The following is a 12,692-nucleotide window of genomic DNA, read 5'->3' as shown; positions in this document are numbered from 1 at the left end:
GCCCTGGGGCTGCCTTTTTCGTTTGTGGGCAAACGGCTGCTATGCTTGTTCTGGCCAGCAGGGATGCGGCCATTGATCAACCCTTCAGCCAACCTGCTGTACGTTTTCGGGAGGCACCGTTGCCCAGTACCCTTTCCTCGTTCTCCTCGCTCTATTTCTCCACGTTGCTGATGCTGATCGGCAGCGGCCTTCTCAGTACCTATCTGGGCCTTCGTCTGGCGGCCGAAGGGGTCAACGCGGTCTGGATAGGACTGTTGATGACCGGCTATTACGTGGGGCTGGTCATGGGTGCCAGCGTGGGGCACCGGCTCATCGCCCGGGTCGGCCATATCCGCGCCTTCGTCGCCAGTGCCGGTGTGGTGACGGCGTCGGTACTTGGCCATGCGCTGACCTCCAGCGTGGAAGTCTGGCTGGCGCTGCGCTGGCTGGTAGGGGTGGCGATGATGTGCCAGTACATGGTGCTGGAGAGCTGGCTGAACGAACAGGCCGAGTCCCACCAGCGCGGCACCGTGTTTGCGGGCTACATGCTGGTGACCTTTCTCGGGCTGGGATTGGGGCAACTGATCCTGACCTGGATGCCCGAGCTGAGCTTCCGGCACGTGATTCTGGTGGCGATGTGTTTCTCCCTGTGCCTGGTGCCAGTGGCGGTAACCCGCCGTATTCACCCGGCGCCGCTGCATCCCGCGCCCCTGGAAATCCGCCATTTCATCAAACGCATCCCCCAGGCGTTGAGCACCATAGGTGTGGCCGGGCTGCTGCTCGGTTCCTTCTACGGACTGGCGCCGACCTATGCGGCCGCGTCGGGCCTGGATACCCATCTGGTCGGCGTCTTCATGGCGGTCACCATCGGTGCGGGGCTCTTCGCGCAGGGGCCGGCCGGCTGGTTGTCCGACCGCTTTGACCGCAGCCGCATGATCCAGGTGAATGCCATCATCCTGACCACGGTGTCCCTGCTGATAGCCCTGATTTCTCTGCCTGGGGTCCTCATGTGGCTGACTACCCTGTTCGGCCTGCTGGCGTTCACGCTGTATCCGCTGGCGGTGGCATTGGCCAATGACCACGTCGATCAGGAGCGGCGGGTGCAGCTGGCGGCGACCCTGCTGGTCACCTTCGGTGTCGGTGCCAGTACCGGTCCGCTGCTCGGCTCGGTGCTCATGCAGCTGGGCGGGCCCGGCATGCTGTACGTGTTCATGGCCTGCTGCAGTCTGCTGCTGGTGGTGTTCGTGCGCCCGGAGCGGGTCACCGGGGAGAATCTGGTGGAAGAGGCGCCCATCCAGTTCATGCCGGCGGCGGGTAACCTGGCGAGCTCTCCGCTGGCGGCGGCGATAGACCCGCGGGTGGATGAGCAGGTGGTGATGGAGCAGATGGTGGATGAGGCCGCCCTGGAGCCGGCCGGGGATCAGGATGAAGAGGAGCACCGGCCGGGCTGAGGGAGCCCTGGCCGGCACGGGCGATCAGAACAGGTCTTCGCGCGCCTGACGCCGCGCTTCGCGCTGCAACTGGGTTACGAAGCGCTCGATGTGGCGCTGGGTGACCGCCGGCGGCTGGTGGAAGTGCAGGCCCACATGGGTTTCATCGCCGGCCTCATGGTAGGTGCGATGGCGGATCTCCACCGCCACGTCCAGCAAGGGACTGTCCTCCAGTTGCAACTGGCTGCGCTCGTAGCGCTCGCCCGGTTGCAGGGCCTGAAGCTGGTTGCCGGCCAGGCGCAGCTTGCAGCCGGTAACGGAGATGTCGAGGAGTTCGCCGGCGAATGCGCGCTTGTCGGCGCTGTGCACAAGCTCGAGGCGGGTGTCGATGCTGCGCTGTACCGCTGCCCGGTAGGCGCCGCGGCGCTGGTGATAGGTCAGCTGCGTCGGGAAGGGGAGGCTGAAGGCCGGAGCGCCGTCATCCAGTTCGACCTGCGCGGCGTCGCTGTGCTGCCAGCGCAGGTGGACGCCGTCGAGCCAGGCATCGACACGGAAATTCTCGCGCTGGGTCATCCACTTGTCACCGACGGAGGGAATGAGCTCGTCGATATACAACATGCCGCTGGCGGTATCGAGTTCGACCAGATAACTCTGGAAGGTCTGGGCCCGCTCCTCGAAACGGACCTCCAGCGGCGTTCTCGCGGCGTGCAATGCCTTGAGCAGTGACTGGATCTCCAGCGGTGCGGTGACTTCCCTGGGGGGCTGCGGGCCGAGACCCTGTTCTAGGAGCATTGACACGTCAGCTTCTCATCCGTAATTCCTGACCGGTGACAGCGATCATATATCAGGCGCGGCTGATCGGTCGTCCCGGGCGTGCGCGGTTGGCATTGCCGAGGCGATCATACACATTCAGGCTGGTTTCCCCCTGGTTGCGCAGCAGGTCGAGCAGGTTGCTGTTGATGTGCTGGCTGTGGCGGATCAGGCGTGCATTACGCAGATTGGCTTCCTCGCAGGCCCCGGCTGCGTCGAGGAAATCGGCATGCTGCCGGGACAGCTGGTCGTCGCCCAGACCGCGGATGAAATCCCCGGGGCTGAGATCCTCGGGCATGCCGGCTGCCTGCAACTGCGCAGTCATCTCGGCGTGCACCTCATTGAGCGCAGCCATTGCCGCAGACTTCTCGTCAAGCAGCCCCTGCAACGCCGTCATGTCCTGATCGAGCAGGGCCTGCTTCTCCCTGTCGAGCAGGTCGGTGAACTGCTGGCACAGGGTTGTAGCCCTCGCGAACAGCTCGCTCAGTTGCCGCATCCTTCACTCTCCACCAGTGGGGCGCCGGCCGTCACTCAGGATTCCAGGTCGATCAGCTTGTCGGCAATGCGGCGACTGTCCGGCTGGTAGCTGCCGTCGGCAATGGCCTGCTTGATCCGCTCCACGCGCGCAGTGTCTACTTCCGGCAGCTCACGCAGACGCTCTTCTATCGCCTGCAGCTGCTGGGCCTGATTGCTCAGACGGACCTCGGCGTCGCCGGTTGCCGGCTGACCGGTATTCTGGGTGCCGGCCGGGCGATCGGCAGTGACCTCGCGCTTGCCGGCAGTAGCACTGCTCTGGCTGCTGCGCGAGGCGCCGTTGGTGCCCGGGTTGAAATCGATGACCATGTGTATGTCCTCAGCCTGAATGCTTCATCGGCCTCTGTAACGGCCGCGGGGCCGTAAACTTTAGGCTTTTCCTGAAAGATTCAGGGTTGGATATGTGATCTGCCTCACAGTGTTGCCCAATGGATGGCAGGCTGGCAAGTATAGCTTCCGTGGGAGGGGCACTACATGTGGACTTCCACCTGACCGGGCCCGACTATCCGGGCGCGCACGACGCGGTCGGAACGGGTGTTGCGCACCCGGATCTGCGCGCCGGTGCCACCGCTTTCCAGTGCTTCACCGGGCATGCGCACGGCGACCCGGCTGTTGGCTGCGGTGATGACCACCCGGTCGCCGCGTTTGACCGTCTCATCCTGCTCCAGCTGCTGGGGGCTGAGCACGCTGTCGGCCTGTACCGGGCGCCGCAGGCGCATGCCGATCGCCTGTTCAGGTTGCAGCAGGTAACCTCCGCTGATCTGGCCGATATTGCGCTCGCGCAGTGTGATGTCCTCCGGGCCGAGGATGGCGTGACGGGCGAGTGGTCGGGTGAGTACCACTACCGACTGGAAGAGGTCCACCTGGGCGGGCACAAACAGGCGCCATTGTACCTGGCTGCTGTCGCAGCTGACCCGGACCGTGACCCGGCCGACGGGGATCTCCGGGCTTTCGAGCTGGGCGCTGATCGCGTCCGCCGGGCACAGCGGCAGACGCAGCCTGGGGTCCAGGCGGTTGACGCTGATCTCATGCCGGGCCGGTTGGCTGCTGGCGGCCAGATGAAGCGCAACCTGATCCTCAAGATATGCGGTGGTGGTGCCGATAAGCTGGTCGATAAGCGGATTGGCGTGCAGGCTGCCACAGCCCGTGAGGGTAATGGCTATAATCAGCCGGATAAAAGGTGCCCGAAACTGCATATAATCCAACCTCGATCGTGCGATGTGTGTCAAATCGCCGGCGTCCCAAAGTGTCTGATGGATGCAAGCAAGGATCATGCCGTCTGCGCTTCCATTAAAGAAGGAGTAGTTTCATGGCTGGCATAATGGCCTCAGTGGATCAGCGCACCCAGTTGGTAGGACAGAACCGACTCGAGCTGCTGCTGTTTCGCCTGAACGGGCGGCAGCTGTATGGCATCAATGTGTTCAAGGTCAAGGAAGTACTGCAATGCCCTCGACTGACGCTGCTACCCAGGCTCAATCCCATTGTCCGCGGCGTGGCGCACATCCGCGGCGGAACGCTGCCGATCATTGATCTGGGGCGGGCTACCGGTGGCCGGGCGCTGGAAGACCTGTCCACGGCCTTCGTCATCATCACCGAATACAACAACCGGGTTCAGGGATTTCTGGTGCGGGCGGTGGAGCGCATCGTCAACCTGAACTGGAGTGACGTACATCCACCGCCAAAGGGGACCGGTCGCGACCACTACCTGACCGCGGTTACCCGGGTGGAAGACCAGATGGTGGAAATCATCGATGTGGAGAAGGTTCTGGCCGAGGTGCTGGCCGGGGACGAGGCCCTGCCGCAGCAGGCAACCACCACCGAGGCGATGCCGGAGGCTACCGGCAGCCGCATTCTGGTCGTGGACGATTCCTCAGTGGCGCGGCGGCAGATCATCCGCTGCATGGAATCGCTCGGCATCGAGGTCTTTGCCCTCAATGATGGACGTCAGGCGCTGGACTGGCTCAAGCAGCAGGCGGACCAGGGCAGGGATGTCACCGAGGATCTGCTGATGATGATCTCCGACATCGAAATGCCGGAGATGGATGGCTACACTCTCACCGCCGAGGTGCGCAGTGACCCCCGGCTGAAGGATCTGCACGTGATGCTGCACACCTCCCTGTCCGGTGTGTTCAATCAGGCCATGGTGCGCAAGGTGGGGGCGGACGATTTCCTGGCCAAGTTCAGCCCCGACGAACTGGCCGACAGGGTGCTCGCGCGGATGCGTGGAGCCGGAGTTGAACATGCTTGAATATGATTTCATGGGTCTGGAGTTGATGCGTGTCGGCAAATGATCCGGACTTCGACCTGTTCCGGGATTACCTGGAGCGCACCTGCGGCATCGTGCTGGGGGACAACAAGCAGTATCTGGTGACCAGTCGTCTCGGTCGTCTGCTGACCCAGCGCGGTATCCGCAGTCTGGGGGAGCTGGTACGTCAGGTACAGCAGCAGCCCGCGTCCGGCCTGCGCGAGATGGTGGTGGATGCCATGACCACCAACGAAACCCTGTGGTTTCGCGACGGGTACCCTTTCGAGGTGCTCAAATCACGGCTGATTCCCGAGTTTCTTGCCAGCAACCCCAACGGGCGGCTGCGGATCTGGTCGGCCGCGTGCTCCTCGGGACAGGAGCCCTATTCGCTGAGCATGGCCGTCGACGAGTTCGAGCGCGCCAATCCCGGACGTCTGCGCGGCGGGGTGCAGATCGTTGCCAGTGAGATCTCGGCCGGCATGCTCAATGCCGCCCGTGCCGGCTGCTATGACAGCCTGGCCATGGCCCGGGGCCTGTCCCGCGAGCGCCGGGACCGTTACTTTGATGAGACCGGTCCGGGGGAGTGGACCGTCAAGCCGGCCATCCGCAGTCGGGTGGAGTTTCGCCAGCTCAATCTGCTGGACAGCTACAGCGTCCTGGGGCGCTTCGATATCGTGTTCTGCCGCAATGTCCTCATCTACTTCTCGGCCGATGTGAAGAAGGACATATTACGGCGCATTCATGCCACCCTGCGCCCCGGCGGTTATCTGATGCTGGGCGCCTCCGAAGCGCTGAATGGGTTGCCCGATCTGTATTCCATGGTCCAGTGCAACCCGGGTATCGTCTACCAGGCCCGCTGAAGACACCCCTTCCTCTCCGTTCCTTGCCGACGGCAGCGTACAGCAAGGTTTGCCGATGACTGCGGCAGCCTTGCCGCCCGGCGGAAATCCCTTGCCGCTCCCCGTGCTAGGTTTCCTGCTATCCAATTGAAAATAAAAGAGTTTTCAATGGTGGCACAGGTATTGCTGTGTACTTGGCGACAGAACACTGGCCCTGGCCGATGTGAGGATTGCCACCATGAGTTTGAGTTTTGACCGCGCCCTGGGATTGCATGAGAAAGCGCTGGCTTTCCGTGCCGAGCGTGCCGCCGTGCTGGCCAACAATATTGCCAATGCCGATACGCCCAACTACAAGGCCCGGGATCTGGACTTTGCCAGCGTACTGGAGGCTCAGCAGAGCGGTGCAAACAGCACCGTGTCGCTGCAACGCACCCATGCCAATCACATTCCCGCCCAGAGTCTGATCGATCAGGCGGCAGGTTTGCGCTATCGCACACCGCATCAGCCGTCGATCGATGGCAACACCGTGGAGGTCCAGGCCGAGCAGGCCAGATACACGGAAAATGCCATCGACTTCCAGGCCAGCTTCACCTTCCTCAACAGCAAGTTCAAAGGGCTGATGACGGCCCTGCGGGGAGATTGACCATGTCCCTTGACCGAATCTTCGATATTGCCGGTTCCGGCATGAACGCCCAGTCGGTGCGCCTGAACGCGGTGGCCAGCAACATAGCCAACGCCGACACCGTGTCCAGCAGCATCGATCAGACCTATCGCGCGCGTCAGGCCGTGTTCGCCACCCTGTTCAACGAGCAGCAGCAATCGCTTGGCGGATCCCTGTTCGCTCCGGAGGATCAGGCCGGGCAGGGCGTCAGCGTGCTCGGTGTGGTGGAGTCGGATGCCGAGCTGCAGGCCCGCTATGAACCTGACCATCCCATGGCCAACGAAGAAGGCTATGTGTTTTACCCCAACGTCAACGTGGTCGAGGAAATGGCCAACATGATGGCCGCTTCCCGCGCCTATCAGACCAACGTGGAAATCATGAATACCGCCAAGAGCATGCTGCAGCGCGTGCTGACCCTCGGACAATAGGAGAGCAGGGAATGAGCATCAGTGTCGGCAGCAGTGTGCTTGACCAGTACCAGGTGGATCAGGGGCGCTTTGCCAAGGGTAACGAGCTGGGCAAGAACGAGTTCCTGCAGCTTCTGGTAGCCCAGTTGAACAACCAGGACCCGCTGGCGCCCCAGGAAAACGGCGAGTTCATTGCCCAGCTGGCCCAGTTCAGCACCGTCGAAGGCATCGAGAAGATGAACAGCAGTATCGATGCCATGGCCAGCAGCTTCCAGTCTTCCCAGGCCCTGCAGGCCTCCTCCATGGTCGGGCGCACCGTGGTATTTCCCAGTGACCGGGCCATGGTTGATCCGGCCGAAGGCTTTACCGGCCAGTTCGTGCTGCCCCAGCCCAGCCAGATGGTGCTGGTCAACGTCTATGACGAGGCTGGCAGCATGGTGGCTAGCATCAACCTCGGGGCCCAGGAAACCGGAATCCGCGACTTCGCCTGGGACGGTCAGGATGCCAGCGGCAATCCCTTGCCGGCCGGCAAATACCGTTTCGAGGCCCAGGCCAGCATCAATGGCGAAACCACCCAGCTGGCCACGCTGCTGCCGGCGAACGTGGACAGTGTCTCCCTCGGTGTGGGGCATGGCGGTGAAATGGTTCTCAACCTGGCAGGCCTGGGCAGCATCGGCCTGTCCGACGTCTTCACTATCGGTAAATAACCTCGTCCGAATAGCGCGAAAAGGAGTTTGATCATGTCTTTCAATATTGGTCTCAGTGGTATCCGGGCGGCATCTTCCGATCTGAATATCACAGGTAACAACATCGCCAACGCCAGCACCGTCGGCTTCAAGGCTGCACGGGCCGAGTTCGGTGATGTCTATGCTGCCTCGATTCTGGGCACGGGCAGCAATGCCCAGGGCAGCGGCGTGGTGCTGAACAACGTGGCCCAGATCTTTACTCAGGGCAATATCAACTACACCGAAAACAGTCTGGACCTGGCCATCAACGGCAACGGCTTCTTTGTCACCAGCAAGAACGGGGCGCTGAGCTACACCCGTGCCGGCTACTTTGGTACCGATCGCGAAGGCTTCATCGTCAACAACCAGGGCGAACGGTTGCAGGGCTATGGCGTCAACGCCGTGACCGGGCGCATCAATGAAGGGGTGCCCACGGACCTGCGGGTCGACACCAAGGCGGCCAACCCGAACCCGACCAGCGCGGTCAGCTCCACGCTGAACCTGAACTCCACCAGCGTGCGCCCGGCAGGTGCCCAGGCAGCCTATGACGCCGCTTATGCTACCGCCTACCAGACTGCCTATGACGACGCCTACGCGACTGCCATAGCCGGTGCCGCCGATCCGCTGAACCCTACCCCTGCCGAGATAGAGGCTGCCACCGCGGCAGCTGAGGCGGCAGGTGTGCAGGTGGCTTCCGCCGAGGCCGTACTCGCGGCTACCCAGGCTTCGCGCGCGCAGTTCGACCCCTCGGACTCTTCCACCTACAACAGCTCGACTTCCGTCACCGTGTACGACAGCCTGGGCAACTCCCACGTCATGTCCAAGTACTTCGTCAAGACCGACGCCAACACCTGGGATATGCACATCCTGATCGATGGTCGCAATCTGGACGGTGTGCTGGCGACGGATCCCGCTTTCACCAGCACACCGCGGGAACTGGTGTTCAACAATGACGGTGTGCTGGTCGGTGGCCAGATCAACGAGATTGCCGGTTGGACCCCTCTGGATGCCAACGGTCAGCCGGCAGGTGCACAGGTGCAGGCATTCACCCTGAACCTGACCGGGTCTTCCCAGTACGCCTCCACCTTCGGAGTCACCTCGGTGGTGCAGGATGGCTTCACCACCGGTGAGCTGGCAGGTCTGGAGATTGATGATCGCGGCATGCTGGTGGCGCGTTATACCAACGGTCAGACCAGGACCCAGGGCCAGCTGGTACTGGCTACCTTCGCCAACCAGCAGGGGCTGGTGCCCCTGGGTGATACCGCCTGGGCCCAGTCCAGCGCCTCCGGGGAGCCCGTGGTCGGAGCCCCCGGCAGCGGAACCCTGGGACTGGTGCAGTCCGGCGCTCTGGAGCAGTCCAACGTCGATCTGTCGGAGATGCTGATCAACCTGATCGTTGCCCAGCGCAACTACCAGGCCAATGCCAAGACCATCCAGACCGAAGATGCGGTAACCCAGACCATCATCAACCTGCGCTGATCCCTCCCCCGGGCGGCAATAGCGGCAATGACCTTGCCGCTATTGCCGCTTCTGACGCTCTACCGGCTCCTAACTCATTGATTTGACGTCTCTGTTGGCTCCCTCCGACTGTTGGCACGATCTCTGCTTGGTTATCTGCAAGCAAAATCAGATGCGGCAGATTTCCGTCAGGGATTGCCGGAGCGGAGTTACAGCATGGACAAATCACTCTTCATTTCCATGAGCGGAGCCAGCCAGAACATGCTGGCCCAGCGTGCCCACGCCAACAATCTGGCGAACGTGGCCACCACCGGCTTCCGCCGGGATTTCGAGCAGGCGCGTTCCATGCCGGTGTTCGGCGACAGTTTTCCGACGCGGGTCTATGCCATGACCGAACGTCCCGGCACTGACCTGTCGGCCGGCACGCTTCAGGAAACCGGGCGAGATCTGGACGTTGCCATCAATGGCGAAGGCTGGATTGCCGTGCAGGCGCCGGATGGCAGCGAGGCCTACACCCGGGCGGGCAGTCTGCAGATCGACCTGTTCGGCGTGCTGCGTACCAGCAGCGGCCTGCCGGTGCTGGGCAATGCCGGTCCCATTGCATTGCCGCCGGTGGACAAGGTTGAGATCGGCACCGACGGCACCATCAGCTTCCGAGCCCAGGGCGAGGCGCCGGCGGTACTGGCCGAGGTGGACCGGATCAAGCTGGTACGCCCGGAGCAGCGCATGATCAAGGGCGCCGACGGCCTCATGCGCACCGAGGACGGTCTGGCCCAGCCGGCGGACGGGGCCGTGACCCTGGTCACCGGTTTTCTGGAAGGCAGCAACGTCAATGCGGTAGAGGAGATGACCGCCATGCTGTCACTGGCGCGGCAGTTCGAACTGCACGTCAAGATGATGCGCACCGCGGAAGAGAACGCCCAGTCCACCAACAAGCTTCTGCAGATCAGCTAAGCGGATTTTCATCAGCCGGGTCAGGCCACTGACAGGCAAGGAGACAGCACATGCACGCAGCACTTTGGGTAAGCAAGACCGGACTGTCCGCCCAGGACACCATGCTCACCACCATTTCCAACAACCTGGCCAACGTGTCCACTACCGGCTTCAAGCGTGACCGGCCCGAGTTCGAGGACCTGCTGTATCAGATCAAGCGCCAGCCCGGTGCCCAGAGTACCCAGGACACCCAGTTGCCTTCGGGCCTGCAGCTGGGTACCGGTGTGCGTGTGGCCGGGACCCAGAAGATCTTCACTGCCGGCACCCTGCAGACCACCGAGCAGCCGCTGGACATGGCCATCAACGGCCGCGGCTTCTTCCAGATCCTGATGCCCGACGGCAACATCGGTTATACCCGTGATGGCAGCTTCCATCTGGATGCCGATGGCCGCATCGTCACCTCCAACGGCTACCCCCTGGAGCCGGGCATCGAGCTGCCGCAGGATGTGCAGACCTTTACCGTCGGTGAGGACGGCACCGTGTCCATCTCGGTATTCGGTGACCCTGGCGTACAGCAGCTGGGCGTGATCCAGACCGCCGACTTCATCAACCCGGCCGGACTGCAGGCCATTGGGGGCAACCTGTTCCTGGAGACCGCCTCCAGTGGCGCTCCCCAGGTCGGCAACCCCGGTGAGAACGGCCTGGGTACCGTGCTGCAGAACACCCTGGAGAACTCCAATGTCAGCGTGGTCGAGGAGCTGGTGAACATGATCACCACCCAGCGCGCCTACGAGATGAACTCCAAGGTCATCTCCACCGCCGACCAGATGCTGCAATACATCAGCCAGAACCTGTGATGACGGGTTCGGGGAGTAGATGAGAATGAAAGCCCTGCGTGCCACCCTGATGCTGTTGAGCCTGTCGACCCTGGCCGCCTGCGTGCAGACCCCGCCCAAGCCGGACGATCCGGCCTATGCGCCGGTGATGCCGCGCACGCCGATTCCCCAGGAGCTGAACAACGGCGCCATCTACCAGGCCGGGTTCGAGCGCAACCTCTACGAGGACCGCAAGGCCAACCGGGTGGGCGATGTCATCACCGTGGTGCTGACCGAGCGCATGGCGGCGCAGAAGAAGGCCGAGAACGAGATCAGCAAGGGCAGCAATACCAGCATTGCCAATCCCATGCTGTTCGGACGCGCGGGCATCGCCGGCATCAACACCGGTGTCGAGTTCGGCGGTGAACGTGGCTTCAATGGCGAGGCCGATGCGAACCAGAGCAACAGCCTGACCGGCTCGATCACGGTGACCGTGGCCGATGTGCTGCCCAATGGCCTGCTGGCAGTACGCGGCGAGAAATGGATCACGCTGAACAACGGTGACGAGCTGATCCGCCTCTCCGGCCTGATCCGCCCCGAGGATGTGGGCCCGGACAACTCGGTGCTCTCGACCCGGATTGCCGACGCGCGCATCACCTACTCGGGCACCGGGGCCTTTGCCAACGCCAGCAAGCCCGGCTGGCTGAGCCAGTTCTTCATGAGCCCGGTGTGGCCTTTCTAGGATCCAGGAGTCATCCATGCGCACATTGCTGATCTGTCTCTGCCTGGCCCTGGTAAGTCCGTGGGCGCAGGCCGAACGCCTGAAGGATATCGCCAGCATCGCCGGCATCCGCAGCAACCAGCTGATCGGCTACGGCCTGGTGGTCGGTCTGGATGGGTCCGGTGATCAGACCACGCAGACGCCGTTCACCGTGCAGACCTTCAACAACATGCTCACCGAGTTCGGCATCACGGTGCCGCCGGGGACCCGCATCCAGATGAAGAATGTGGCAGCGGTGGCCATCCACGCCGAGCTGCCACCCTTCGCCAGCCCCGGGCAGACCATCGACATTACCGTGTCCTCCATCGGTAACGCCAAGAGCCTGCGCGGTGGCAGCCTGCTGATGACGCCGCTCAAGGGCATCGATGGTCAGGTCTACGCCATTGCCCAGGGCAATCTGGTGGTCGGCGGCTTCGGTGCCGAAGGGGCTGACGGCTCGCGCATCACGGTCAACGTGCCCAGCGTCGGGCGGATTCCCAACGGTGCCACTGTGGAACGTGCGGTGGCCAACCCCTTCGCCAGTGGCGACCATCTGGTATTCAACCTGAACCGGCCGGACTTCACCACGGCCAAGCGGGTGGTGGATCAGATCAACAGCACCTTCGGGCCGGATGTGGCCCAGGCGCTGAACGCCGGTTCCATTCGCGTGCGCGCGCCGCTGGACCCCAACCAGCGGGTCGACTACCTGTCCATGGTCGAGAACCTGCAGATAGAGCAGGGCACCGCGGCGGCACGGGTGGTCATCAATTCCCGTACCGGCACCATCGTCATCGGCCAGGACGTGCGGGTGCAGCCGGCGGCAGTGACACATGGCGGGCTGACCGTGACCATCAGCGAGAACTATCAGGTCAGCCAGCCCGAGCCCTTCAGTGGTGGCCAGACCGTGGTGACGCCCAGTTCCCAGGTCAGCATCGAGGAAGGGGACGGTCGCATGTTCGTGTTCAACCCGGGAGTATCGCTGGATGAGATCGTGCGTGCGGTCAACCAGGTAGGCGCCGCCCCCGGCGATCTGATGGCCATTCTCGAAGCGCTCAAGCAGGCCGGTGCGCTGAATGCCGACCTGATAGTGATCTGA

15 protein-coding genes are annotated in these 12,692 nt (G+C 62.9%); 11 read left to right on the top strand and 4 right to left on the bottom strand.

Features of this window, described 5'->3' with window-relative positions; all coding sequences use genetic code 11:
• Positions 1 to 119 precede the first annotated feature (119 nt).
• Positions 120 to 1,430, top strand: coding sequence for an MFS transporter (locus BM046_RS05755; RefSeq protein WP_268875169.1), 1,311 nt, complete (start codon positions 120 to 122; stop codon positions 1,428 to 1,430).
• A gap of 24 nt (positions 1,431 to 1,454) precedes the next feature.
• On the opposite strand, the gene BM046_RS05750 is transcribed toward BM046_RS05755, so the two are convergent.
• The 4 genes from BM046_RS05750 to flgA form a co-directional block, all read right to left on the bottom strand.
• Positions 1,455 to 2,201 (bottom strand): flagellar brake protein, encoded by a 747-nt coding sequence (locus BM046_RS05750; RefSeq protein WP_090537919.1) that lies wholly within the window; start codon positions 2,199 to 2,201, stop codon positions 1,455 to 1,457.
• Between the two features lie 52 nt (positions 2,202 to 2,253).
• Complete coding sequence (locus tag BM046_RS05745) at positions 2,254 to 2,715, bottom strand: flagella synthesis protein FlgN (RefSeq protein ID WP_090537917.1); 462 nt, start codon at positions 2,713 to 2,715, stop codon at positions 2,254 to 2,256.
• A 35-nt stretch (positions 2,716 to 2,750) separates the two neighbouring features.
• Positions 2,751 to 3,062 carry a flagellar biosynthesis anti-sigma factor FlgM gene (flgM, locus tag BM046_RS05740; RefSeq protein ID WP_090537915.1) on the bottom strand — a complete coding sequence of 104 codons (312 nt, stop codon included), beginning with the start codon at positions 3,060 to 3,062 and terminating at the stop codon, positions 2,751 to 2,753.
• A gap of 161 nt (positions 3,063 to 3,223) precedes the next feature.
• On the bottom strand, positions 3,224 to 3,949 hold the full coding sequence (gene flgA / locus BM046_RS05735; protein WP_090537913.1) for a flagellar basal body P-ring formation chaperone FlgA: 726 nt from the start codon (positions 3,947 to 3,949) through the stop codon (positions 3,224 to 3,226).
• 113 nt (positions 3,950 to 4,062) lie between these two features.
• Here flgA and BM046_RS05730 point away from each other — a divergent pair, with 113 nt between their 5' ends.
• From BM046_RS05730 to BM046_RS05685, 10 genes are all read left to right on the top strand, one after another.
• A complete protein-coding gene (locus BM046_RS05730; RefSeq protein ID WP_090537911.1) occupies positions 4,063 to 5,001 on the top strand; it encodes a chemotaxis protein CheV in 939 nt (312 codons plus the stop codon).
• 29 nt (positions 5,002 to 5,030) lie between these two features.
• Entirely contained in the window at positions 5,031 to 5,858 is an 828-nt protein-coding gene (locus BM046_RS05725) for a CheR family methyltransferase (RefSeq protein ID WP_090537909.1), read from the top strand.
• 217 nt (positions 5,859 to 6,075) lie between these two features.
• Positions 6,076 to 6,480, top strand: coding sequence for a flagellar basal body rod protein FlgB (gene flgB, locus BM046_RS05720; RefSeq protein ID WP_090537907.1), 405 nt, complete (start codon positions 6,076 to 6,078; stop codon positions 6,478 to 6,480).
• Positions 6,481 to 6,482: 2 nt separating this feature from the next.
• Positions 6,483 to 6,926 (top strand): flagellar basal body rod protein FlgC, encoded by a 444-nt coding sequence (gene flgC, locus BM046_RS05715; protein ID WP_090537905.1) that lies wholly within the window; start codon positions 6,483 to 6,485, stop codon positions 6,924 to 6,926.
• A gap of 11 nt (positions 6,927 to 6,937) precedes the next feature.
• Complete coding sequence (gene flgD / locus BM046_RS05710) at positions 6,938 to 7,612, top strand: flagellar hook assembly protein FlgD (protein ID WP_090537903.1); 675 nt, start codon at positions 6,938 to 6,940, stop codon at positions 7,610 to 7,612.
• A gap of 33 nt (positions 7,613 to 7,645) precedes the next feature.
• A complete protein-coding gene (locus BM046_RS05705; protein WP_090537901.1) occupies positions 7,646 to 9,109 on the top strand; it encodes a flagellar hook protein FlgE in 1,464 nt (487 codons plus the stop codon).
• Between the two features lie 195 nt (positions 9,110 to 9,304).
• The gene (gene flgF, locus BM046_RS05700; RefSeq protein WP_090537899.1) at positions 9,305 to 10,042 is read left to right on the top strand and encodes a flagellar basal-body rod protein FlgF; all 738 of its coding nucleotides are present in this window, start codon (positions 9,305 to 9,307) and stop codon (positions 10,040 to 10,042) included.
• Positions 10,043 to 10,092: 50 nt separating this feature from the next.
• Positions 10,093 to 10,878, top strand: a complete 786-nt coding sequence (gene flgG / locus BM046_RS05695; RefSeq protein WP_090537897.1) for a flagellar basal-body rod protein FlgG — start codon at positions 10,093 to 10,095, stop codon at positions 10,876 to 10,878.
• A 25-nt stretch (positions 10,879 to 10,903) separates the two neighbouring features.
• Positions 10,904 to 11,578, top strand: a complete 675-nt coding sequence (gene flgH / locus BM046_RS05690) for a flagellar basal body L-ring protein FlgH (protein WP_090537895.1) — start codon at positions 10,904 to 10,906, stop codon at positions 11,576 to 11,578.
• A 16-nt stretch (positions 11,579 to 11,594) separates the two neighbouring features.
• Positions 11,595 to 12,692: a flagellar basal body P-ring protein FlgI gene (locus tag BM046_RS05685; protein ID WP_090537893.1), complete on the top strand. Its 1,098-nt coding sequence runs from the start codon at positions 11,595 to 11,597 to the stop codon at positions 12,690 to 12,692.

The organism is Halopseudomonas formosensis (genome assembly GCF_900115905.1).
GTDB classification, from domain to species: Bacteria; Pseudomonadota; Gammaproteobacteria; order Pseudomonadales; family Pseudomonadaceae; genus Halopseudomonas; species Halopseudomonas formosensis.
This window is presented reverse-complemented; position numbering and strand designations above follow the sequence as displayed.